This is a genomic window from Flavobacterium humidisoli, from assembly GCF_023272795.1.
Lineage (GTDB): Bacteria > Bacteroidota > Bacteroidia > Flavobacteriales > Flavobacteriaceae > Flavobacterium > Flavobacterium humidisoli.
On sequence record NZ_CP096829.1, the window covers coordinates 3,033,744 to 3,056,127 of the forward strand.

Annotated in this window: 24 protein-coding genes; 5 read left to right on the forward strand and 19 right to left on the reverse strand. The window is 32.9% G+C overall.

Annotated elements, in window-relative coordinates; all coding sequences use genetic code 11:
• Positions 1 to 190: 190 nt before the first annotated feature.
• Positions 191 to 1,267, forward strand: a complete 1,077-nt coding sequence (prfA, locus tag M0M44_RS12945) for a peptide chain release factor 1 (RefSeq protein WP_119789747.1) — start codon at positions 191 to 193, stop codon at positions 1,265 to 1,267.
• Between the two features lie 510 nt (positions 1,268 to 1,777).
• Here prfA and M0M44_RS12950 read toward each other — a convergent pair.
• From M0M44_RS12950 to M0M44_RS13000, 11 genes are all read right to left on the reverse strand, one after another.
• Positions 1,778 to 2,164: a hypothetical protein gene (locus M0M44_RS12950; protein WP_248726025.1), complete on the reverse strand. Its 387-nt coding sequence runs from the start codon at positions 2,162 to 2,164 to the stop codon at positions 1,778 to 1,780.
• A gap of 29 nt (positions 2,165 to 2,193) precedes the next feature.
• Positions 2,194 to 2,553 carry a hypothetical protein gene (locus M0M44_RS12955; protein ID WP_008462338.1) on the reverse strand — a complete coding sequence of 120 codons (360 nt, stop codon included), beginning with the start codon at positions 2,551 to 2,553 and terminating at the stop codon, positions 2,194 to 2,196.
• Between the two features lie 47 nt (positions 2,554 to 2,600).
• Entirely contained in the window at positions 2,601 to 2,885 is a 285-nt protein-coding gene (locus M0M44_RS12960; RefSeq protein WP_198856936.1) for a YtxH domain-containing protein, read from the reverse strand.
• Positions 2,886 to 2,943: 58 nt separating this feature from the next.
• A complete protein-coding gene (locus M0M44_RS12965) occupies positions 2,944 to 3,096 on the reverse strand; it encodes a lmo0937 family membrane protein (protein WP_141248143.1) in 153 nt (50 codons plus the stop codon).
• Between the two features lie 37 nt (positions 3,097 to 3,133).
• Positions 3,134 to 3,781: a porin family protein gene (locus M0M44_RS12970; protein ID WP_248726026.1), complete on the reverse strand. Its 648-nt coding sequence runs from the start codon at positions 3,779 to 3,781 to the stop codon at positions 3,134 to 3,136.
• 36 nt (positions 3,782 to 3,817) lie between these two features.
• The gene (locus M0M44_RS12975) at positions 3,818 to 4,387 is read right to left on the reverse strand and encodes a DUF4142 domain-containing protein (protein WP_248726027.1); all 570 of its coding nucleotides are present in this window, start codon (positions 4,385 to 4,387) and stop codon (positions 3,818 to 3,820) included.
• A gap of 249 nt (positions 4,388 to 4,636) precedes the next feature.
• Positions 4,637 to 6,424 carry a sensor histidine kinase gene (locus tag M0M44_RS12980; RefSeq protein ID WP_248726028.1) on the reverse strand — a complete coding sequence of 596 codons (1,788 nt, stop codon included), beginning with the start codon at positions 6,422 to 6,424 and terminating at the stop codon, positions 4,637 to 4,639.
• Between the two features lie 13 nt (positions 6,425 to 6,437).
• Positions 6,438 to 6,887 (reverse strand): response regulator, encoded by a 450-nt coding sequence (locus tag M0M44_RS12985; protein ID WP_198856940.1) that lies wholly within the window; start codon positions 6,885 to 6,887, stop codon positions 6,438 to 6,440.
• A gap of 21 nt (positions 6,888 to 6,908) precedes the next feature.
• Positions 6,909 to 7,460 (reverse strand): helix-turn-helix domain-containing protein, encoded by a 552-nt coding sequence (locus M0M44_RS12990; protein ID WP_095929845.1) that lies wholly within the window; start codon positions 7,458 to 7,460, stop codon positions 6,909 to 6,911.
• A 159-nt stretch (positions 7,461 to 7,619) separates the two neighbouring features.
• A complete protein-coding gene (locus M0M44_RS12995; RefSeq protein WP_095929846.1) occupies positions 7,620 to 7,805 on the reverse strand; it encodes a CsbD family protein in 186 nt (61 codons plus the stop codon).
• A 108-nt stretch (positions 7,806 to 7,913) separates the two neighbouring features.
• Positions 7,914 to 8,387 (reverse strand): Dps family protein, encoded by a 474-nt coding sequence (locus tag M0M44_RS13000; protein WP_248726029.1) that lies wholly within the window; start codon positions 8,385 to 8,387, stop codon positions 7,914 to 7,916.
• A 152-nt stretch (positions 8,388 to 8,539) separates the two neighbouring features.
• Between M0M44_RS13000 and M0M44_RS13005 the strand changes: the two genes are divergently transcribed.
• From M0M44_RS13005 to M0M44_RS13020, 4 genes are all read left to right on the forward strand, one after another.
• A complete protein-coding gene (locus M0M44_RS13005; protein ID WP_248726030.1) occupies positions 8,540 to 10,723 on the forward strand; it encodes an OmpA family protein in 2,184 nt (727 codons plus the stop codon).
• A 112-nt stretch (positions 10,724 to 10,835) separates the two neighbouring features.
• Positions 10,836 to 11,663 (forward strand): orotidine-5'-phosphate decarboxylase, encoded by an 828-nt coding sequence (gene pyrF / locus M0M44_RS13010; RefSeq protein WP_248726031.1) that lies wholly within the window; start codon positions 10,836 to 10,838, stop codon positions 11,661 to 11,663.
• A gap of 160 nt (positions 11,664 to 11,823) precedes the next feature.
• Positions 11,824 to 12,624: an ABC transporter substrate-binding protein gene (locus M0M44_RS13015; RefSeq protein WP_248726032.1), complete on the forward strand. Its 801-nt coding sequence runs from the start codon at positions 11,824 to 11,826 to the stop codon at positions 12,622 to 12,624.
• Between the two features lie 798 nt (positions 12,625 to 13,422).
• Positions 13,423 to 14,916: a catalase gene (locus M0M44_RS13020; RefSeq protein ID WP_248726033.1), complete on the forward strand. Its 1,494-nt coding sequence runs from the start codon at positions 13,423 to 13,425 to the stop codon at positions 14,914 to 14,916.
• 177 nt (positions 14,917 to 15,093) lie between these two features.
• On the opposite strand, the gene purU is transcribed toward M0M44_RS13020, so the two are convergent.
• The 8 genes from purU to M0M44_RS13060 form a co-directional block, all read right to left on the reverse strand.
• Positions 15,094 to 15,948 (reverse strand): formyltetrahydrofolate deformylase, encoded by an 855-nt coding sequence (gene purU, locus M0M44_RS13025; protein ID WP_248726034.1) that lies wholly within the window; start codon positions 15,946 to 15,948, stop codon positions 15,094 to 15,096.
• A gap of 93 nt (positions 15,949 to 16,041) precedes the next feature.
• On the reverse strand, positions 16,042 to 16,761 hold the full coding sequence (locus M0M44_RS13030; protein WP_248726035.1) for a DUF4197 domain-containing protein: 720 nt from the start codon (positions 16,759 to 16,761) through the stop codon (positions 16,042 to 16,044).
• Positions 16,762 to 16,880: 119 nt separating this feature from the next.
• Positions 16,881 to 17,444: a hypothetical protein gene (locus M0M44_RS13035; protein WP_248726036.1), complete on the reverse strand. Its 564-nt coding sequence runs from the start codon at positions 17,442 to 17,444 to the stop codon at positions 16,881 to 16,883.
• A gap of 27 nt (positions 17,445 to 17,471) precedes the next feature.
• The gene (locus tag M0M44_RS13040; protein WP_248726037.1) at positions 17,472 to 17,894 is read right to left on the reverse strand and encodes a cytochrome c oxidase assembly factor Coa1 family protein; all 423 of its coding nucleotides are present in this window, start codon (positions 17,892 to 17,894) and stop codon (positions 17,472 to 17,474) included.
• A gap of 135 nt (positions 17,895 to 18,029) precedes the next feature.
• On the reverse strand, positions 18,030 to 18,905 hold the full coding sequence (locus tag M0M44_RS13045) for an SGNH/GDSL hydrolase family protein (protein ID WP_248726038.1): 876 nt from the start codon (positions 18,903 to 18,905) through the stop codon (positions 18,030 to 18,032).
• A gap of 172 nt (positions 18,906 to 19,077) precedes the next feature.
• Positions 19,078 to 19,947: a hypothetical protein gene (locus tag M0M44_RS13050; RefSeq protein ID WP_248726039.1), complete on the reverse strand. Its 870-nt coding sequence runs from the start codon at positions 19,945 to 19,947 to the stop codon at positions 19,078 to 19,080.
• Positions 19,948 to 20,194: 247 nt separating this feature from the next.
• On the reverse strand, positions 20,195 to 20,536 hold the full coding sequence (locus M0M44_RS13055; protein ID WP_248726040.1) for a hypothetical protein: 342 nt from the start codon (positions 20,534 to 20,536) through the stop codon (positions 20,195 to 20,197).
• A gap of 209 nt (positions 20,537 to 20,745) precedes the next feature.
• Entirely contained in the window at positions 20,746 to 22,302 is a 1,557-nt protein-coding gene (locus M0M44_RS13060; RefSeq protein WP_248726041.1) for a L,D-transpeptidase family protein, read from the reverse strand.
• Positions 22,303 to 22,384: the final 82 nt, after the last annotated feature.

Genomic DNA, 22,384 nt, shown 5'->3' on the forward strand with positions numbered 1-22,384 from the left:
ATGCAAGTATCTTGTAAAGTAAATTGATAAAAACAAACATCTGATTTAATTTAAATCCACCACCAAGTAAAAACCCCTGTTTTTCAAAAACAAAAAACATCAAATTCCTCCTCAAATTCCCCAAAAAATGAACACTAGAATTTTCGATAAAAATTTTGTAATTTTGCCGTCCAATAAAAGGAATTAGAAAATGTTAGATAGACTTCAATATGTAAAGCAGCGTTTCGATGAGATTTCGGATTTGATTATTCAGCCGGATGTTATTTCTGATCAAAAACGTTATAAGCAGCTTAACCAAGAATATAAGGGTATTAAAGCGCTGGTTGAAAAGAGAGAAGAGTACATCATAGTTTTAGCAAATATTGACGAAGCAAACGAAATTATTGCGGACGGAAGCGATGCTGAAATGGTGGAAATGGCCAAAATGCAATTGGATGAAGCAAAAGAACGTCTGCCAGAATTGGAGGAGGAAATCAAATTTATGCTTATTCCTAAAGATCCTGAAGATGCGAAAAACGTTATGGTGGAGATCCGCGCCGGAACGGGTGGAGACGAAGCGAGTATTTTTGCAGGTGACTTATTCAGAATGTACACGAAATATTGCGAATCTATGGGATGGAGGTCATCTGTTGTAGATATGAACGAGGGTACTTCTGGAGGTTTCAAAGAGGTTATTTTTGAGGTTACTGGAGAAGATGTATACGGAACTTTGAAGTTTGAAGCTGGTGTTCACCGTGTACAGCGTGTTCCTCAGACAGAAACTCAAGGACGTGTGCATACATCGGCTGCAACGGTTATGGTTTTGCCAGAAGCAGAGGAGTTTGATGTTCAGGTAGATATGAACGATGTTCGTGTAGATTTCTTCTGTTCGTCTGGACCTGGAGGACAATCGGTAAATACTACGAAATCGGCTGTACGTTTAACGCACATTCCAACAGGATTGGTAGCGCAATGTCAGGATGAGAAATCGCAGCACAAGAATAAAGATAAAGCTTTGATGGTTTTACGTTCTCGTTTGTACGAAATGGAATTGGCCAAAAAGCAGGAGGAAGATGCTAAAAAACGTAGTTCTCAGGTAAGTTCTGGAGACCGTTCGGCAAAAATCCGTACGTACAACTATGCACAAGGCCGTGTAACCGATCACAGAATTGGTTTAACGCTTTACGATCTAGGAAATATCATGAATGGTGATATTCAGAAAATCGTTTCGGAACTTCAGTTGGTTAACAATATGGAGAAATTGAAGGAAGCTTCTGAAGTTTACTAATCGTAAACTTTTAAGGTGCTGAGATACTAAGATGCTAAGGTTCTAAGTTTTTTTTCTCTTGGAACTTAAAATATATTTTAAAGCCGAACAAAGTTCGGCTTTTTTTGTGCAAAAAAAATCTTAGAATCTCAGAACCTAAGATTCTGAGATACTAAGATACTAAGATGCTAAGGTTTTGAGTTTCTTAGTTTATGAAGTTTGAAAACATAAAAAAACAGCATCTACAAAGTAGATGCTGTTTTTTTTTATTTAAGATTAGTAAGCTAGATTAAAAACCCGAAATATAAAACTTAGAACCTTAGAATCTTAGCAACTTAGTATCTTAAAAAAATATATATTGAAGGTCTTCGCCCCATCAACCGTTTCCCCAAACACGTATGATGGAGCTAGACGCCTAAAAATACTCTCGTATATTCTAAACATTTATATAGATTCGAGTAAACGTAAACGCCATTTTTTATCATTATTTCGCTAAACTTTTCCATAATAATTTAAATTAAGTTAGACAAATTACTCTCTAGATGATTCGTAGTGTGATGATTCTTCTTCTTCTTCTTCAGATTCAGAAGATTCATGATGAGGTTTGGAAACCAGATTGGTTACAATAAGCTGAACAATAGAGCCTAAAACACCTTTAAACATCGAGTCGCCTTTACCTACAATAAATCTTTTGGCTAAATAACCAATTCCGATACTGATGGCAGATTGAGCGATGTGGCTTTTAAAACCAACCGTTTCGTTGATTTCTTCCACTGTGTTTCGAATTAGATTAATAGGCTTTAAATTATCCTTAATCTCATCGATTTGGTCTTTTATAGCGCACCATTCTTTATCCTGGCGAACTTCCAATTCCTCAATTTTTTGATTTAACTGATCAATAGTGTAAATAGCCTCCATAGTTTTTTCGGTTTTTTAAGGTAATTAAATCAGTTTTTTGTTTCTTTTAGAATACTGGATATAATCGTATTTCCAATAGGAGTTTTTATCAGTTTATGATGTGATTTTACAACCACAATTACCAAAATAAGATAAAATAGCGCCATGATAAAAAAGCCATAGTAATACTCTCCAAGTTCTTTACCAATCCATAAACTAATCCCGATATTCAGGAACAAAGTAAAAAATGCAACAACAATTCCAATTGCTATCTTTGAAGCCAATGATGAAGCACCATCAGCAACAGAACATACTGTTTTTAGTTTAAGTAATTCTAAACTTGTTTTAGCATAGTTTTCTGCTTTTTCATAAAGATTTAAATTCTCGTTTGTTGTTGCATTTGGTTCCATGATATAGGGTTTTATGGTTTGAAAATTTCACTAATTAATTCTACTTATTAATAGTTTGATTTTACTGTTTTAACATCATCTTTTAGCGTGTTGTAATCTTCTTTAACTTGGTTAAGTTTAGATTTTCCTTCTTCGATAATTTCTTTACCGTTTGAAGTAATCGTGTTTACAATGCCATCAAATTTTGTTTTTAGATTATCACCGTAATCTTTTGATTTATCTTTGATTTTTTTTCTTGTGTTTGATCCTTTGTCTGGTGCAAATAAAACACCTATGAATGCTCCCGCCGCTGCGGCTCCTAAAATTCCTAAAATTGTGCTACTAGTTTTCATAATAAATAATTTAATGGATTAATATTTAATAATTTGTTGATTTAATAAATTGTGATTTTTAAATTTCTCGACCTTTAATTAGTCGAAGCAATACGGCAATAATGGCAATTACTAACAGAATATGAATTATGCTTCCAAAACTGTAAACAAAGAACCCAAGAGCCCAAAGTATCACCAGAATGACAGCCAGTGTATATAATAAGTTTGACATGGTTTTTTATTTTAATGGTTAATAATTAGTTTTTCCTTTAATTTAACTTATAAGAAAGATATAAAGTCAGGTTGCTGTTTTTTGCATCAGGAAACGTGTAAGTAGTTCCTGCAACCGTTCTTTCTTTACCCACAGTAGTTAAACCGTAATTGTAACGTAATCCAATGCTGAATGGGTTAAAATCGACTCCAACACCAGCAGAAAGACCTGCATCAAATTTGGCTAGATCATCTGTATCAATGTCTTGGTCAAAATCAAAACTTCCATCTCCGCTTACTTTAGAACTTACCAAATAAGATGCGTAACCACCGGCATGAATGTTGAAATTTTTAGTAACATTTACTCTAACCAAAAGTGGCACTTCTATGTAGTTCAATCTAAATTTTGCATTTCCAGATGCTAAAGCATTGTTGTATTCTAACTCTGAACCTTTTGTTGTAAACAAAATCTCTGGCTGAATCGCTACGAAGTCTGAAATAGGAAGAGTAGCATAAACCCCGGCATTAAATCCGTATAGGATATTGTTATCATCTACATCGTCTCCGCTGCCATATAAGTTAGACATATTGAATCCTCCCTTTACACCGAATTCGGTATTTACATTATTGTCCTGAGCGTGCAGCATTCCAAATGATGCTGATAAAAAAAGTGTTAAGGCGCATAAAAAATTGGCTTGTAATTTCATAGTAAAAAATTTAGTTAATAGATAGATAATAGGCGTTTATTCATTTTGTTTTTTTATTCTTTCAGTCTCTCGTAAGAGTTTATATTGTTCGGGCAAAAATCTAAGAACCAGTTCCAAAATTTGTTTGTCATTTGTTTCTCTAGAGATGTTCTCAAATAACTCAATCTGGTCGCATATAGCTTCTGTCATGGCGTTTAAATAAATGTTATTAAAATCCTTATTGCTGGCATCGATGAGGTTGTACAGGTCTCGTTTGTGCGTGGCGTTTATTTCAGTAATAACAATGAGCTTTGATGTGGCCATTTTGGCAATTTGATCCAGCAATTGATTCTCCTGGACTTCAATTCTTTTACTTAATTCCTGAACAATAACATCTGAACTTTTTTGTTGTGCAATTTGACTTTTCGAAATAATAGATTTGCTAATATTCGCCGTTGAAATAAAAAAGTAAACTTCTGTTTCTTCTCTTTCATTTTTTGCAAAAGCTTGATTCTTTAAAGTATTTTCAATCGGATTAATTTTTCTGCAAGATGTGATGCATAGTACCAATAAGATTAAGAAAAAGACTCTAAAATATGCCGCCTTCATGGGGGGAATTGCTTTCATTATTACTTCTTAAAGTATTACATTACAAAGATGCTAATGAATGAAAGATTTTGCTTTACAGCATAAAAAAGAAACGTTATATAATTCCCATAACAGATTTATTTTAAGGGTTTATCCTTTTAAAATCAATGGATTGTGAAGTTTGGGTTTGGTGTAAAAAAAAAGAAATTATAGATTTTTCTATAATTTCTTTTTCTGTTTTTTGATATAATGTAGAAGATTTTTTTTCTTACAAATAGAAATAAAATTTTAATCTGGTAGAAAGACCGTAAAAGTCGAGCCTTTGCCTAAAGTACTATCTGCTATAATATGTCCTTTATGGTTCTCGACAATCTTCTTGCAGATCGCTAATCCGATTCCGGTTCCTGGATAATCTGTTTTAGAATGAAGACGCTGAAAAAGAATAAAAATGGTTTCTTTAAACTGAGGATCAAATCCCATTCCGTTATCCGTAAAAGTGATTTTATGAAATTTCTTTACCGACTGTTCTAATATTTCTGGATATTCTGAAGAACTTACTTTTTCGCTCGAAATGGAAATTTCAGGTTCAACATCGGGCTGACTATATTTTAATGAATTTCCAATTAAATTGATAAACAGCTGTTCGATCTGATACGGAATTACCGCAAGTTTCGGAAGCTTGCCAATACGCTGAATAACGGCTTTCTTCTCTTCAATAGTTTCAGCCAGTTCAGATTCGGCATTGTCCAGAAGTTCATTCAGATTCATTTTAATGAATTCCTTTTTGGTTGTATTCGTTCTAGAGAATAAAAGAAGATCGTCTATTAAAACACGCATTCTTTTTGCCGAGCTTTCTATTTTGGTGATGTAATTTTTACCGCTTTCAGACATAACTTCTTTGTCGGCATTCGAAACTCTTGAAATAAAGGTTTGTATTTTTCGAAGCGGTTCTTGTAAATCGTGACTAGCGACATGGTTAAAAGAAGCCAGTTCTTTATTGCTTTTTTCCAATTCTTTATTTCGTTCCTGCAATTCGATATTAAGAAGATGCTCGTCTGTAATGTCAAAGTTAATTCCGAGCAAAATTTTACTTCCTTGCTGATCGGTTACTAATTTACCCGTCGTTTTAAAGTAACGAACTTCAAAATCTGGACGTATAATTTTGTAATATACAAACGGAAGATGTTTCTTCTCTATAATTCCGTCAATAGCTTTTGCTACAGATTCTTTATCATCTGGATGAACATATTTTAAAAGTGTTGCTTTGTTGGGAGCAAAAGATTTTGGCTCAAGGCCTAATAATCGAAACTGGTTGTCTGAAAAATCTATTTTATCAGAATCCAGATCCCATTGCCAAGTGCTGAATTTACCAATGTTTTCGGACTCAGAAATTAAACCAGTAGAAATAAGAAGTTTTTTATTGAATACTTTCAATCGTTCAAAATCACGGCTAATTTGACGATAAGCCAATAAAATAAAGCTCAAAGCAACTAAAAATAAGGAAATAGAAAACAGCGGACTTAAAGAAATCTCCGAATCGTAAATTTTAAGTCTTTTCTTTAAGAAATCCTTCTCGATGTCGTTCATTTCATCTACCTTAAAACGAATATTTTCCATAAGGATTCTCCCGCCAAACATATGATTGTCCAATTTTCTTTTATCGTATGTTTTCGGATCGCTGTATTTTAAGCAATTTTCAAAAGAAACAAAACGCTGGGTAATGAGTTTGAAAAGTTTTTGGAGATTTTCCTGCTGTATCGGATTATCGGCAGTGAGTTTTTTTAAGGTAATAAAAGAAGTGTTTACCTTGTCTCGGGAATAAATGTAAGGAGTCAAAAAACGGGCATTGCGAGTGATAATGTACCCTCGCTGGCCCGTCTCTGCATCTTTTATAGCCGACATTAATCGTTCGAGCTGAATGTTGATTTCGTAAGTATGCATAACCAGTTTGCTTGATTCATTCAAGTCCTGATTATGTTTGTAAGCAATTGAAGAAAGAAATAACAGAATGAAAACTGCGATTACAAAAATAACTCTCAAAGAGTTTGAAGAATTAAAATTTGGTATCCACTTCATTATTGGAATGCTTTTATTTTAGTCGAAGCAAGAAATTATCACGGTTTAAACCAGAAGTATGATAATGCCAGTTTACAGTCACGACTTCATTAATTATTTTTTTCAGCGTATTGAAATCGCTAGGCTTTTTGATGTAAATATTGGCGCCTTGAATAAAGGTATCTTCAATATCTTCTTCTGAAGAAGAAGTAGAATATATCGCAATGATTATATCTTTTAAATGATCCGTTTTTTTGATTTCAATCAAACATTCTTTACCTGTTTTCTTAGGCATGTTTAAATCTAGAAACAAAATATCTGGAAGTTTATTGTCTGTATTCATTAAATGATCCATAAGCTGCATCCCGTCATGAACAAAATTTACATTCGTTTGTATCTTTATTTCTTCAAATGCATCTTTAAAGAAAAGACGGTCATCTTCATCATCATCGGCCAATAAAATGTGTAATGCGTTTTTTTGCATTTTAATGTGGTATTTGGGTTTTTATTTTAAATTTTCTCTTCGTTTCTTAATAATTCTCTGAAAAGCAGACGGAGTAATTCCGGTTGTATTTTTAAACTGCGTACTCAAATGCGCTACACTCGAATAGTTGAGTAAAAAAGCAATTTCGGTCAAACTCATTTCGTTGATAATAATCAACTGTTTTGCTCTTTCAATTTTCTGTAAAATAATAAAGTTTTCAATAGAAGAATATGTTACTTCTGAGAAAACATTAGATAAATAACCGTAACTGTGGTTTAATTTTTCTGCCAAAAATACAGAACTTTTATAATTATTATTGTCATCCATAAAAACAAGTTCGATAATTGCATCTTTTATTTTTTGGACTAATACACTTTTTTGATTCTCAACTACTTCAAAGCCACACGGAGCCAATTTAGTTTTTAAATTATCCAATGCTTCGGCATCAAGATTGTCTTCAATCTCAATTTCACCAAAACCTAGAGTTGTAAAATTTATGTTGTTTTGTTCCAGATTCTGTTTTAAATAAAGAGAGCAAATAGTGTTAATGTCGAACTTTATAAATAGTTTCATTTTATAGAAATTTGGTTAAAGATACTTATTTTTTTTGGTGTTTTTGCTTTTAAATGGTATAGAATTACACGAAAATGTGATTTTAAAATAAATTTTTCAAAAAAATACCGTCTAATATTTTCTTACTAGACGGTATTTCCCTGATTGAGTTGCAAGGATTTACAATTCTGACAGGATCTGATGAAATTCTTCTTTTGTTTTTCCCAGTTTTTGCTGAAGTCTTCCGTACATTTCGTCTTCTTTTCCTTCAGCGAACATCAAATCATCATCTGTTAGAGTTGCAAACTTTTGTTTTAGTTTACCTTTCAGCTCATTCCAGTTTCCTTTTATTTCAGTAGTATTCATGATATCTCTTTTTATATATTATTGTATTGTAAAATTGCAAATTATGAGTCGGCTTTGTGTTACATTTATTTTTCTGACTGTTGCATAATTTTCATTTTTTGGTCTGGGTTACTCCTGATATCGTCTCAGAATCCACGCCATTTTTTCGTGTTGTTGCAATAATCCTGTTACAAAATCGGCAGAACCTATATCATTGGTTTCGTTCTCAAAAACCGGAATGTAATCTCTAAATTCGGTTACTAGCTGTTCGTGATTTTCTAAAAGTTCAGACAGCATGCTTTTTTGAGAAGCATATTCTTTTGGAGATTCTTTCAGAGTAGAATTATCTATAAACTCTTTCATTGTCCCGATTGTTTTTTCGCCCAACTGATTAATGCGTTCTGCAACTTCATCAATATTTGCTTCCAGAATTCTATATTGTTCTTCAAACAATTTATGCAATTCCATGAAGCTATTTCCCGAAATATTCCAGTGAAATTTTCTGGTTTTTACATATAATGTCATCTCGTTTGATAAAATTGTTGCTAAAATAGACGCACTCTTTTTTAAATTTTTTGCTGTAATTCCAATATTTGGGCTCATAATTATCTGTATATTAGGTTATTCTCAAAGATACTTTTACCACCTCATTTTTTCTTATATAATTCATCAAAGAAATTACATGAATTCAATGTTTTTTTAACCCTTTTAGGTTTTAATTATTGTAGTTTTGCGCCCATCTAAAACTAAATTTAATGAGAAAACAATTACCAATTTTATTTTTTTTAATTATTTCTTTTACCGCAAAATCACAATCCTATTTAGGTTATTTTCATGACAATTATTCGGGAGTTCAAAGTGTTTTGTTCAATCCAGCTTCTATTGTAGATTCCCGTTTTAAAACAGACATTAATTTATTTTCAATTAGTGGTGCTGTAGAAAATGACTTATATGGTGTTAAACTATTTGATGTTTACAAAGACGGATATGATTTTGAAAGCCAGTCAAAAGTTTCTGCAAAAAATGCCAACAACGGATTGGCGAATTTTGATATTATGGGACCCTCTTTTATGTTTAATATTGCGCCAAAACATTCTTTGGCTGTTTTTACAAGAGCAAGATCTGTTTCTAATATTAGAAAAATTAACGGGTATCTTATAGATCAGGTAAAAGACGGATTAGATCAGTCGGATAGTTTCAATTATAATTTAGGAAGTCCAAATGCAGCCTCTCATTCTTGGGGCGAACTTGGAATTTCATATGCTGCAGTTTTATTTCAAAAAGAGCAGCACTTTTTAAAAGGAGGTCTTACTGCTAAATATCTTCAAGGTGGTGTGAATGGCTATGTTCACGGAAAAAATGTGAATGTTGCTTATATTGAAAACTCGGCAGATCCCAAAGAAGGTTCTTTAATTTCAAATGGTGAAGTTACCGTAGGAGGAAGTCAAGACTGGGAAGCCAATGATGATTACGAATTTGATTCAAAGTCACGCGGATTTGGTTTTGACTTTGGATTGGTTTACGAATGGAGACCTGATTTTGATAAATATGATCTCAAGAGAGCAAAACCAGCAGATAATAATTTTAGAGATTTAAATAAATACAAATTACGTTTCGGTTTATCGGTAACAGATATCGGATCTATCAATTATAAAAACTCAAAAGTTGACACTTATAATGTAAATGGAGTTATTACACAAGAGATGATCGATGAAGCATCAGATTTGTATGATTTCTTAAATGAGCATTATACCAAAACTTCGACTTCAAAAGGAGTAAAAACTAATTTGCCAACTGCTATTCGAGCAGATGCAGATTGGAATATGTACAATAAATTCTATTTGAACCTTAATGGAGACATTAATCTGGTTTCTAGCAGTAAACTGAATGGTTACGGAATTGCAGATCGAGTTACACTGACACCACGTTACGAAAGCAGATGGTTTAGTTTTTATTTGCCAATGACTTATATGGAATATAGCGGTATGCAGGCCGGAGCAGGTTTGCGTGCTGGAGTTTTCTTTATTGGTTCTGGGTCTATTTTGACAAATTTAGCGTCTAAAAATTCTAAAGGAGCCGATTTTCACTTAGGAATGAAGATTCCAGTTTACGAAAAACAATTTAAAGATACAGACGGAGACGGTGTAATTGATAAAGAAGATGCTTGTAGAAAAGTTGCTGGTCCAGCTGAGAATGGTGGTTGCCCTTGGCCAGATACAGATAAAGATGGTGTTTTTGATAAAGATGATGCTTGTTTAGATGTGGCTGGACCAAAAGAAAATAAAGGTTGTCCTTGGAAAGATAGTGACGGAGACACTTTATTGGATAATGTAGATGCGTGTCCTACAATTGCTGGTCCTGTAGAAAATAAAGGATGTCCATGGCCAGACACTGATGGAGATGGAATTTTAGATAAAGATGATGCATGTCCAAATGAAGCAGGTTCGGCAGAAAATAAAGGCTGTCCAGAATTAGATGCAGATAAGGATGGCGTTTTGGATAAAGATGATGCTTGTCCAACAGTTGCAGGTCCAGCAGATAATAAAGGTTGTCCAAAAGTGACTAAAGAAACTTTGGCACAGCTTAAAGTAGAAGCAAGATCTATTTTCTTTACTACTGGAAAAGCAACTTTAAACGACGCTAAAAAAGGAGAAACTTCTGGAAGATTAGATGCGATAAAAGAAATCTTAAGAAATTATCCAAATGCCAAATTTGCTATTAACGGACATACAGATAATGTTGGAAATGCAAAAGCAAATCAAAAATTATCTGAAGCTAGAGCAAAAGTAGTGATGGATCTTTTAATCGAAAAAGGAGTAAATCCAGAGAATTTAACTTCTAAAGGTTACGGTTCGACAAAACCGGTAAAATCAAATAAAACAGCTGCAGGAAGAGCAGAAAACAGAAGAACTGAAATTGTTTATTTAGGCAATTTGTAAGCACTGCATAATATAAAAGTAAAAAGCCATTCTTAATTGAGTGGCTTTTTTTATTTTTGCATACTTTTTAAAAAGAATTAATTCTTTGAAATAGAAGAACTAAAAATACAATATGACAACACAACAACTACACGAACAAATTCTTCAAAAAAAATCATTTTTATGCGTTGGTTTAGATCCTGATTTGACTAAAATTCCGCAGCATTTATTAGAAACAGAAGATCCTATTTTTGAATTTAATAAAGCGATAATCGATTCAACGCACGATCTGACGGTTGGATACAAACCTAACACTGCTTTTTTTGAAGCATACGGAATAAAAGGATGGATGTCTTTGCAGAAAACAATCAATTATATCAACGAAAATTATCCTGATATTTTTACGATTGCAGATGCAAAACGTGGAGACATAGGGAACACTTCTAGCATGTATGCGAAGGCTTTTTTTGAAGATCTGAATTTTGATAGTGTAACCGTTGCCCCATATATGGGAAAAGATTCTGTAGAGCCTTTTCTGGCATTCGAAAATAAACATACTATTATGTTGGCTTTAACTTCTAATGAAGGCGCTTTCGATTTCCAGACTTTAAATACCAATGGAAAAGAATTGTACAAACAAGTTCTAGAAACTTCTAAAACTTGGAAAAACAGCGAAAATCTGATGTATGTTGTCGGTGCAACAAAAGCAGAATATTTTACTGAAATCAGAAAAATTGTTCCGGATAGTTTCTTACTAGTTCCAGGAATTGGTGCTCAAGGCGGAAGCTTATCTGAAGTATGTAAATATGGAATGAATGATAAAGTTGGTCTTTTGGTAAATTCTGCAAGAGCTATTATCTATGCTTCAAAAGGAACCGATTTTGCTGAAAAGGCTAGAGAAGAGGCTTTGAAAGTACAGAAGGAAATGGCGGAGATTATTGGTTTAAAGTTTCAGGTTTAAAGTTTCAATTTGCTTTACTTTGAATATAATTTAACGGCAAAGTTCGCAAGGTTTTACAAGATTCACAAGGAAATAACTTTGTGTTCTTAGCGTAAATCTTTGCGAACTTTGTGGTTGAAAAAAACACTCCAACAAACTTGAAACAAAAAAGATTTGAAATATGAAACAAATAATAGACCAGCTGGGCACTGTTCATTCTTTTGAAACTGCTCCCAAACGTATCATTTCGCTAGTTCCATCGCAAACCGAATTATTGTATGATTTAGGTTTAGAAGAGAAAATTATCGGAATAACGAAGTTTTGTGTTCATCCGTTTCACTTTAAATCGACTAAAAAGATTGTTGGAGGTACTAAGAAAATTCACTTCGAGAAAATAAAACTTTTAGAGCCAGATATTATTATCTGCAATAAAGAAGAAAATACACTTGAGATTGTAGAACAGTTAAGTGCAATTTGTCCAGTTTGGGTTACCAATATTATTACTATCGAAGATAATTTCCAGATGATTTCAGATTTCGGGCAGTTATTCAATTGCAGAACCGAAGCGCAGAAATGGAACGACAAATTGGCTTTCGCTTTAAGCGATTTTAAAAATTATATTAAGGATATAAAAGAAAAAAAAGCGGCCTATTTTATTTGGAAGAATCCATACATGGTGGCAGGAAAAGATACGTACATAAATGAGTTGCTAAAATTAAATCATTTTAAAAATATCTACGAAGACAAAGGCCGTTATCCCGAAATCGAATTAAAGAAGATGCGTTTAGAAGGTGATCCTGATATTGTTTTTCTTTCGTCAGAGCCTTATCCTTTTAAAGAAGAAGATGCTTTCGAAATAGGAAGGTTTACACATCATGCCAAAACCATTTTCGTTGATGGCGAAATGTTTTCTTGGCATGGCAGCAGATTATTGAAGGCTTTCACGTATTTTAAAGTACTACACGAAAGATTAAAGAGTTAGTTTTTTTGTTTCAGGTTTCAGGTTTCAAGTTTCAAGTTGTTGAAAGTTTAACCGCTAAGAAAACAGGGAATTATATGAAGTTCGCAAAGTTTTTTAAACAAAGCTTTGCGAATTTTACGTTTTATACAAAACCTCTTAATTAAAAAACTTAGCGCTCTTTGCGGCAGAATTATGTTCAAAGTAAAGCAACTTGAAACTTGAAACTTGAAACTTGGAAACAAAATAAACCAAGTTGATACAAATAAAGAATGCCGACATCTCGAAGACGCCGGCATTATTTAACTAACCAAAACCAAAATAATAAATAACCAGTTTATTACATTACAAATGTCCGACATATATCAATCTTATGCTGTTAAGATCTTGTTATTACTTTGTTGGATATAAGTTAATGTCACATTTTAAGAAATGTGTTTTTTAAAAAACTTGCGCTTTTTGCAGAAAACTAAACGCAAAGTAAAGCCACCTGAAACCTTAAATTGGAAACAAAATAAACCGAATTGATACAAAAAAAGAATGCCGGCATCTCGAAGACGCCGGCATCATTTAACTAACCAAAACCAAAATAATAAATAACCAGTTTATTACATTACAAATGTCCGACATATATCAATCTTATGCTGTTAAGGTTTTGTTATTACTTTGTTGACCATACGTTAAGATTTGTCAAACCACTGTTTTGAGCTTTCTGCACTGTTAAATAATATTTACTTATTAAAATATAATAACAATCAATTTTGCTTATGAATATGCTAAAGATAAGTTTGTATATTTGATAAAACATTAAAAATCAGCAATATGGAATCAAACAAAAAATTAACAACTGCAACAGGAACACCCGTTCCAGACAATCAAAACATTCAAACAGCTGGCCCTCGCGGACCCGTTTTATTACAAGATTTTTGGTTCTTAGAAAAAATGGCTCATTTTGATAGAGAAGTGATTCCCGAAAGAAGAATGCATGCCAAAGGATCTGGGGCTTACGGAACTTTTACTGTTACGCACGATATTACCAAGTACTCAAAAGCAGACTTGTTTTCTGAAATTGGTAAAAAGACAGAAATGTTTGTGCGATTTTCGACTGTTGCAGGAGAAAGAGGCGCTGCTGACGCCGAAAGAGACATTCGTGGTTTTGCCATGAAATTTTACACAAACGAAGGAAATTGGGATTTGGTAGGAAATAATACGCCAGTTTTCTTCTTCCGTGATCCAATGAAATTTCCTGACTTGAACCATGCTGTAAAACGTGATCCAAAAACCAATTTAAGAAGTGCTGATAACAATTGGGATTTTTGGACTTTATTGCCAGAGGCTCTTCACCAAGTTACGATCGTAATGAGTGACCGTGGAATTCCGAGATCGTATAGAGAAATGCACGGTTTTGGAAGCCATACTTTTAGTTTCATCAATGCACAAAACGAAAGGCATTGGGTAAAATTCCATTTAGTTTCGCAACAGGGAATCGAAAATCTCTCTGATGAAGAAGCTGCTAAATTGGTGGGCGGAGACAGAGAAAGCCATCAAAGAGATTTGTTTAATGCAATTGAAGAAGGTAATTTTCCTAAATGGAAAATGTTTGTTCAGATTATGTCAGAAGAACAGGCGAGAACGTATCGTTTTCATCCATTCGATTTGACTAAAGTTTGGTTAAAAGGAGATTTTCCGTTAATTCCAGTTGGAGAATTCGAATTGAATAAAAATCCAGAAAATTATTTTGCAGAAGTAGAACAGGCAGCATTTAATCCTGCTCATGTAGTGCCAGGAATTGGTTTTTCTCCAGATAAAATGCTTCAAGGTCGTTTATTCTCTTACGGAGATGCACACCGTTACCGTTTAGGAGTAAACAATTATCAGATTCCGGTAAACGCTTCAAGATGTCCGTATAACAGTTTCCACAGAGACGGAGCAATGCGTGTGGATGGAAATTACGGTGGAAGAAAACATTACGAACCAAATAGTTTTGGCGAATGGCAGGACCAGCCAGAAGTAAAAGAACCGCCATTGGCCATTTATGGAGATGCTTATGCACATAATTTTAGAGAAGACGATAGCGATTATTTTACGCAGCCAGGACTTTTATTCAACTTGCTGACAGAAGAGAAAAAACAACTTTTGTTTAAAAATACAGCGGGTCAAGTAGGAGGAGCGCAGAAATTTATTCAAGTGCGTCATATTAGAAATTGTTATCAAGCCGATCCAGCTTATGGTGCAGGTGTAGCAAACGCTTTAGGAATGACAATGGATGAAGTAAATGCCTTTGATGATCCTAGATTGGCGATTAAAGCGAGATAAGTTTTTTTAGGTTCAAAGTGACAAAGGTTCAGAGAGGCAAAGGTTTTTGAACTGGATTATAAAAGAAAACCCGACAAGTTTAAAACTTGTCGGGTTTGTTATTTTTATATTGTTATTATCAGACTGAGCGAAGCCGAAGTCTTTTTAGCTAAAGAAGAATCTCTGTTCCTTTGAACCTTAAGAAAATACCACCGTCTTATTGCTATAAACCATTGTTTTTCTTTCAGCATGTAGTTTAATTGCTCTTGCCAAAACGATGCGTTCCAAATCACGTCCTTTCATGATAAAATCTTCTACAGAGTGAATATGAGAAACTCTTGCAATATCCTGTTCAATGATTGGGCCCTCATCTAATTCTTCTGTTACATAATGGCTTGTTGCACCAATAATTTTTACACCGCGTTTAAAAGCCGAATGATACGGTTTTGCACCTGGAAAAGCAGGTAAAAACGAATGGTGGATATTGATGATTTTATTTTCGTAAAGCGAGATCAATTTTGGAGTCACGATTTGCATGTAACGCGCCAAAACAATAAAATTGATTTGATATCTTTTCAAAAGTTCTATTTGTCTTGCTTCTCCTTCTTCTTTGTTCTCTTTTGTGAAAGGAACATAGTGAAAAGGAATATCAAAACGCTCTGCAATCGAACGTAAATCGTTATGATTGCTAATAATCATAGGGATTTCAACACCTAATTCATCAGCGCTATAACGACCCAAAATGTCAAACAAGCAATGATCGTATTTAGAAACAAATAACGCCATTTTAGGTTTTTGCTCCTGATTGTACAAATCCCAAGACATATTAAAGTCGGCAGCTATGGTCTTGCTGAATTTTTCTTTTATGTCTTCAATATTACTGCTTTGATTGGTAAATTCACATTCTAAACGCATAAAAAATACATTTTGTTCTACATCAACATGTTGGTCAATGTAGGTAATGTTTCCTTCTACTTTAGCAATAAAAGTAGTCACGGCAGCGATAATTCCTTTTTGATCTTTGCAATGAATGAGTATGGTAATTTTTTGCATTTTGGTCTTTTGGTTTAATCGGTTAATGGTTAAATTGTTTAACCGTTTTTCGATTACACGAATAAACGATTAAACATTTAAACAGAAAAAAAACTATTTTCCATCTTGCAGAGCAAAAACCTTTTGTAATAAAGGTGTTGTTCTTGCAGAAATATCGTTTCTTATTTCTTTTTCTTCTACAGCAATCATTTTAAAAACGCCAGACAAAGCTTGATTTGTCGTGTAATCCGTTAAATCTGGATTTACTTTTTTTACTAACGGAATAGTGTTGTATTTCGTAATAATATTTTTCCAAACCGCATCTGCACCCACTTTTTCGAAAGAGTTTTTAATTACAGGATTAAATTTGGCATATAAAGCAGTTGTTGTGCTTCCTTGCAAATAATTTGTTGCCGCGTTGTCGCTTCCTAAAAGAATGTTTTTAGCATCTGTAAAAGTCATATTTTTTACTGCTGTAACAAAAATTGGGGTTGCTTCTTTTACGGCATCTTCTGCAGCGCGGTTCAGCATTTTGATACCTTCATCTGCAAGAGAGCTTAAACCTACTTTGCGCAGAGTTGCATCTACTTTTTGTAATTCTTCGGGCATTAAAATTTTTACAGCTTCGTTTTTATAAAAACCATCTACTGCGGTTAATTTACTCACTTGTTGTGTAATTCCTTTATTTAGCGCTTCTTTTAAACCTGAAGCAATATCAACAGTGCCATTTCCAGGAATCTGAGATGCTATTTGAGGTAACTGATTTAATGTTTGTTGTACCTGTGCGCAAGAAGTAAGCGAAAATGTAACGGCTAATAGTAAAATCTTTTTCATTATGGGGTTTTATTTAAGTTTCAAAAATACTACTTATTCAAAAACAACGCCACAATTTTATTTAAAGCAAAGTAACATTTTGTTGCAAACTTAACATAAGTGAAAGTAACGTCTCAAAATTACGGCCAAGACATTCGAATATTAAATTCCCAATAGGTTTTACTCGAAATGTATGTAGGTTTAGGCTGTACTATTGGTATGTTATTCGCGCCAAAGTACCTAACACGAATAATTTTTTCACTAGAGTCATCTTTCATACTGATATTGCCCTCGGCATCATCAATTAGTTTTTTCTTTTTCAGATACAAATCAGGTTTTTCAATTGTATATTCTGTGACGGCTTCTCCGTTTAGTTTTAAAGGACATCCAATTAAATTTCCATTTTTGTCAAACGATTCAATTCTTTTTAGAAAATTGTTTTCATAATAGTATATTTCAAAAGCGATACTGCAAGATCCTTGCTGAAGTTTATTATTATGCAACCGGAAACGGAGTATCTGGTTTTTGGTATTTGAAAATTCAACGTAGCCGTCTCCATTTGCGTCAACATTCTTACTTAATATTTTTGCAGGTTTTGAGAATTGTTTTATTTGGTTGACGTAGATTCTATAATTATCGGTAGATTGTGCAAAAGATGAAACATACAAAAAAAGTCCTAAGAACAGGCTTAAGAAGCATTTCATGTTATAAATTTTATTTGGTCCAGATTTTTACTTCTGTAATAAATCAATTTTTTCATTTGTATTTTCAATATAAACCGACATTTCACTGTATTTCCACGTGCCTCTTTTTTCGCCAACGATAAACAAAGTTCCTTTGCCTTTAGGGCCTTTTATTGGGACTTGTACATCGCAAGTTCTTACATCATTATGTGAAGTTACAGTTCCAGAAACAATTCCGTCTGTTTCTACAGGAGATCCTAGTTTTTCAACTACGAGTTTGTTATTCTCTACCGCAATCATAGATTCTTTATAAGCTTCAGAATCTTTAAGAACTGAAGTTACTTCATAGAAAATTCCTCCAACAAATAAAGCTGCTAATAGCAAAAGCGTTAAACATCCGCTTGGAATAAACCATTTCCAATTTCTGTTTAGCCAGCTCTGCTTTTGTACTAACTCGTTTGAATCATCCATAATGTTGGTTTTTAATTAATTGTAAGAGCTAAAGTAAGAATTAATTTTGTTGGTTTTCAGTGTTCCGTATTAAATAAAAAAAAATCATCTTATAGATTTTATAAGATGATTTTTTGAATAGGATTATTTAGAAACTTATCTATTACTAAAAGCAATTTCTTCTAAAGCTTTTACATTGCTGATAGCTTTACTTACTTCTTGTTTTTTCATGTCGTCATTATCTCCAGTTCCTGTACTTAAGGTAAGCTCCTTAGGAATTGAAGGTTTTTTATCAAAAATTGTTGCATAAAGCAATACAGCTTGCATAAATCCTCCATCATTCAAAAGGTGTAATGTATTTTCACCAAAACGTAGATTGTCTTTATTTCCAACCAAATACTTATAATCATTTTTTCCATTATAGGCATCATTGACTGCATCACCAACTCTTAGCAAACCTGAGTTTTTTGTAGTTTCCAAAACAGCAATTGCATTTTTACGAATTTCGTCGAAATAATCTTTGTATTCTGAATCTGTAATAGGTAGTGGAGACATTCCTTCGTAGATATAAAATGCTGCGTCAGGACTGTTTTTACGTATTTTATCTGTGATCATTTTTACATTCGCCTGATATTTATCCAGTTCTGCCAAAGCCACAGGAGTAGATTCTTGAAGAACTACATAATCATAGTAATTACCATCTTTGTCTGCTTTTGCAAAATTTTGTTCTGCTTCTGTTTTATGATCGTCATAAATTTTATCAATAGAAACTCCCATAGTAACCAATTGATCAATGTTCATTGGCCGGCTGTTAGCTTTGCAAATTTCTCCAAATAGAATAGGAGCGCTTACAAAAAATTCGGTATGGCTGTTTCCGATGAATAATATTCTTGGGCTTCCTTCTGCTTTTGGAGCTTTAGGATGTGCCATTTTCTCTGAAGTTGCTGTCGAATTTTCGGTAGAAGTCGATTTGTTATTGCAAGCTGAAAAAAGGATTGCAACAATACCAAATACTAAAAAGTGTTTTTTCATTGTAATTTTAATTAAAAAGGTTCCTATTTTTTTGATAAAAAAATTTCGGCAAATCTCATTTTAATCGGCAACAATTAGAGCCTTGATAAGTTTTAAAAGTGTTAGTTTAAGACATTAAATTGGGTTAGATTAATAATGTTGGTGTAAAATAAATAAATAGATTCCAGATTATTTATCTATTACTAAAAGCAATTTCCTCTAGAGCTTTGGGGTTGGTAATTGCTTTGGTAACTTCCTGCTTTCTCATATTATCATTATCTCCAGTTCCTGTGCTTAAAATAAGCTTTTTAGGGATAATGGGCATTTTATCAAATAAGGTAGAATATATTAAAACGGCTTGTAAAAAACCTCCATCATTTATAAAATGAAGGGTATTTTTGCCATCACGAAGATGGTCTTTATTATTTGTTAGATACTTATAACCGCTTTTGCCTTCATATGCATCTTTAACAGCATCACCAACTCTTAATACGCCTACATTTTTAATAAAAGCTGCAGCTAGAATGGCATTTTTACGTAATTCCGTATAATAATTATTGTATTCTGAGTTTGCATAAGATAAGGGAGACATATTTTGATAGACATAAATGGCTGCATCTGGGCTGTTTTTATGTATTTTTTCTGCAAACAATTTCAAATTGTCTCTATACTTAGAAAGATTTGTCAGTGCAATTGGTGTCGATTCTTGAATTATAACATAATCATAATAGTTTCCATCCTTATCTATATTGGAAAAGTTTTGGTCGGCCTCTGTTTTATTAGTGAAATAAACTTTATTGAGCGGAACACCTATTGTGATCAGCTGCTGAATATTTATATTTTGATTATTGGCATTACATAATTCCTGAAATAAAGTGGGAGTGCTTACAAAATATTCGATATGACTATTTCCAATAAATAATATACGTGGAGGACCTACGGTCTTTGGCGGCTTAGGTTTGTTGATACCGTTGGAAGTAATTTGGTTTTCTGATTTGAAATTATTACAGGAAATAAGGAGAATTGAGATAATAATATTAGAAATTAAAATGTATTTTTTCATTGTTGATTTTCTATTAAAAAAAGATTTGCAAATCTCTCTTTAACGGATAATCATACCAGTCTCAAAAGGCTTTAAAAATAATAGAATAAGACAAAAAAAAATCACCTTATAAAATAAGATGATTTTAAATTTTGCACTAAGATAAATAAGCATTAGAAGCAATTTGTTTTCAGGATGTAGGCTTTCCCGTTACTCTGATGCTTTTTAATTCAAATTGTACAATTAGTTTAAGGGACAAAAAAGGTGTTTAAACGTACTGTAAACAGTATAAATTCGGGTTGTTGACTGGATTAATCTGCTTTAAATTGGCTAAAATATGCTGCGTGCAATCTTTGCCGCCAAATGTCAAATAGAATAAAGACTTTGAAATGTAAGATGGCCTTAACAGAAGTGCGCGCCAGCCAAGCGCTATATTTTTAAAGAAATGTTTTAATGCGTATTTAATTGTTTTTTCGTCAGGACGAATAAAATAAATAGTGTAGTCTTTAAGTTTTGTCATCAGATTTGGAAACATTACAAATCTTCCGCCTTGTTGTATCAATAAATTTATTTCAAACAATGATAAACCTTCAATATTTTCTGTTTTCATGATCTATTGTTTTTAATTTGATGTTAGTGGTAGTATTACGATGCAAAGTTGCGACAGAAATAAAAATATAAAAGTCCTTAAAAGTTTTAAAACTAATAACTTAAGACATTTTTAAATAAAAAAAATCGGAAATTCAACTGAATGAATTCCCGATTATTCTTTTATGTATGTTGTTTTACATTAATTTGAAGTAAGACAGAATTGATTATTTAATTAAGAGACAATTGATTATTCAATTCCGCATCTTTTTCGTAAACATCTTGAAAGAAACCAATTTCTCCGTTTTCATTTACCAACGAAGTAAAATAAGTAATGAAAATTGGTACTTTTTTAGACAGTTTAAAACTGTTTTCTACTTTACCCGCCATCGCTTTGTCAATTTTTGCCTGATCCCATTCTGGATAATCTTTCAGCATGGCAACAGCCAATTCTTTTGCCATTTTTACATTAATACATCCGTGGCTAAAAGTTCTTTTTTCAAAATCGAACAGAGTTTTAGATGGCGTATCGTGCATGTAGATATCATCTGGATTCGGAAACATAAATTTTACCAATCCTAAAGAATTGTCTGGACCCGGTTTTTGTCGTACTTGACCATTAACCATTTCCATATTTTTCTCTGCAAGATAATTAGGGTCTGCAGCAATTTTAGATCTCAACTCATTTTGAACAATACTTTGAGGAACTGTCCAGTAAGGGCTAAAAACGATTCGGTCAATTTCTCCATTAAAAATGGTTGTTTTGGTAAGAGGAGCTCCAACAAAAACACTCGAAGTCAGTACAACTTTTCCGTTCTTAACATAAAACAATTCATAAGAAGGAACATTGACCAAAACATACTCATCACTGGCAGCAATTTGAGCCGAAATCTCACGGCATCTTTCCATGTTAAGTTTTAAAGTCGAAACTTTATCTTCAAGCGGAATATTCATTTCGTTAATATGCTCTTCAGCCAGAATATAATTGGGTTTAAATCCGTTACGAACTTTATATTTCATTACGGCATCCATCAATTCACGATCGTAAACATCACTTTTAGAATCTGTTTTTAAATCTCCTAATAAATACAAACGAGTTCTAACTTGCGAAATGGTGCTAGAAACTGCATCGGGACGTAACTCTTTATAAGGAGACTCTGCCGGAACAATAGGTTTGTATTTGCTAGATTTTTCTAATCTTTTGTATTTTTTCAGAACATCTTGCAATTTGTAATACTGGTCAAATTCTACTTTTTCATTTGTGGCAACTGCTGTTTTTTCTTCCTCTTCTAATGTGCTGTAGTTTAAGAAATCTTTTAGCATAGCATCATAAGCTAGCTTTTTCTTATCGGCATTACTTTTTTTAGCGTATACTACATATAATGAGCTCAAAAGCATATCTGCATCAGTTTGAGAAATTGTACTTTTGTCTGATGAAGAACTAAACAATTGGTCTATTTCTTTTTGATAAGGAATAATTAAATCATTTGTTTTTTTTGCTTTTTCGTACAAAGCAGAGCCAAATTCGTTGATTTCGTTTTCGTCAAACCAAATTGTGCCAAGAGTTCTGGTTTTGTACAATGACATTACATCTGATTTGTATCTTTTCAAATCTGAATATCTTTTAAAGAAATCGTTCGAAATTTCGTTTACATCATTTTGATTATGGTAAACGGTTAAATGATTTGAAGCTTTTGTATATGTTAGATTACTTTTTTCAATTTTGCTAAAAGAAAATACAAAAAAACTCAAACTTAAAATTGCGGTGAATGAATAAAATGTTTTCATTTTTTTAATTTTTACGTTATTACTTTTCTACGTAAGTTTTTGGTAAAAATTTGGGGCTTTTCTACAATGCTAAATTACTATA

Excerpts from the sequence above, each read along its gene's own strand:
- prfA (WP_119789747.1), top strand. The coding sequence starts at position 191 with ATGTTAGATAGACTTCAATATGTAAAGCAGCGTTTCGATGAGATTTCG.
- M0M44_RS12950 (WP_248726025.1), bottom strand. The coding sequence starts at position 2,164 with ATGGAGGCTATTTACACTATTGATCAGTTAAATCAAAAAATTGAGGAA.
- M0M44_RS12955 (WP_008462338.1), bottom strand. The coding sequence starts at position 2,553 with ATGGAACCAAATGCAACAACAAACGAGAATTTAAATCTTTATGAAAAA.
- M0M44_RS12960 (WP_198856936.1), bottom strand. The coding sequence starts at position 2,885 with ATGAAAACTAGTAGCACAATTTTAGGAATTTTAGGAGCCGCAGCGGCG.
- M0M44_RS12965 (WP_141248143.1), bottom strand. The coding sequence starts at position 3,096 with ATGTCAAACTTATTATATACACTGGCTGTCATTCTGGTGATACTTTGG.
- M0M44_RS12970 (WP_248726026.1), bottom strand. The coding sequence starts at position 3,781 with ATGAAATTACAAGCCAATTTTTTATGCGCCTTAACACTTTTTTTATCA.
- M0M44_RS12975 (WP_248726027.1), bottom strand. The coding sequence starts at position 4,387 with ATGAAAGCAATTCCCCCCATGAAGGCGGCATATTTTAGAGTCTTTTTC.
- M0M44_RS12980 (WP_248726028.1), bottom strand. The coding sequence starts at position 6,424 with ATGAAGTGGATACCAAATTTTAATTCTTCAAACTCTTTGAGAGTTATT.
- M0M44_RS12985 (WP_198856940.1), bottom strand. The coding sequence starts at position 6,887 with ATGCAAAAAAACGCATTACACATTTTATTGGCCGATGATGATGAAGAT.
- M0M44_RS12990 (WP_095929845.1), bottom strand. The coding sequence starts at position 7,460 with ATGAAACTATTTATAAAGTTCGACATTAACACTATTTGCTCTCTTTAT.
- M0M44_RS12995 (WP_095929846.1), bottom strand. The coding sequence starts at position 7,805 with ATGAATACTACTGAAATAAAAGGAAACTGGAATGAGCTGAAAGGTAAA.
- M0M44_RS13000 (WP_248726029.1), bottom strand. The coding sequence starts at position 8,387 with ATGAGCCCAAATATTGGAATTACAGCAAAAAATTTAAAAAAGAGTGCG.
- M0M44_RS13005 (WP_248726030.1), top strand. The coding sequence starts at position 8,540 with ATGAGAAAACAATTACCAATTTTATTTTTTTTAATTATTTCTTTTACC.
- pyrF (WP_248726031.1), top strand. The coding sequence starts at position 10,836 with ATGACAACACAACAACTACACGAACAAATTCTTCAAAAAAAATCATTT.
- M0M44_RS13015 (WP_248726032.1), top strand. The coding sequence starts at position 11,824 with ATGAAACAAATAATAGACCAGCTGGGCACTGTTCATTCTTTTGAAACT.
- M0M44_RS13020 (WP_248726033.1), top strand. The coding sequence starts at position 13,423 with ATGGAATCAAACAAAAAATTAACAACTGCAACAGGAACACCCGTTCCA.
- purU (WP_248726034.1), bottom strand. The coding sequence starts at position 15,948 with ATGCAAAAAATTACCATACTCATTCATTGCAAAGATCAAAAAGGAATT.
- M0M44_RS13030 (WP_248726035.1), bottom strand. The coding sequence starts at position 16,761 with ATGAAAAAGATTTTACTATTAGCCGTTACATTTTCGCTTACTTCTTGC.
- M0M44_RS13035 (WP_248726036.1), bottom strand. The coding sequence starts at position 17,444 with ATGAAATGCTTCTTAAGCCTGTTCTTAGGACTTTTTTTGTATGTTTCA.
- M0M44_RS13040 (WP_248726037.1), bottom strand. The coding sequence starts at position 17,894 with ATGGATGATTCAAACGAGTTAGTACAAAAGCAGAGCTGGCTAAACAGA.
- M0M44_RS13045 (WP_248726038.1), bottom strand. The coding sequence starts at position 18,905 with ATGAAAAAACACTTTTTAGTATTTGGTATTGTTGCAATCCTTTTTTCA.
- M0M44_RS13050 (WP_248726039.1), bottom strand. The coding sequence starts at position 19,947 with ATGAAAAAATACATTTTAATTTCTAATATTATTATCTCAATTCTCCTT.
- M0M44_RS13055 (WP_248726040.1), bottom strand. The coding sequence starts at position 20,536 with ATGAAAACAGAAAATATTGAAGGTTTATCATTGTTTGAAATAAATTTA.
- M0M44_RS13060 (WP_248726041.1), bottom strand. The coding sequence starts at position 22,302 with ATGAAAACATTTTATTCATTCACCGCAATTTTAAGTTTGAGTTTTTTT.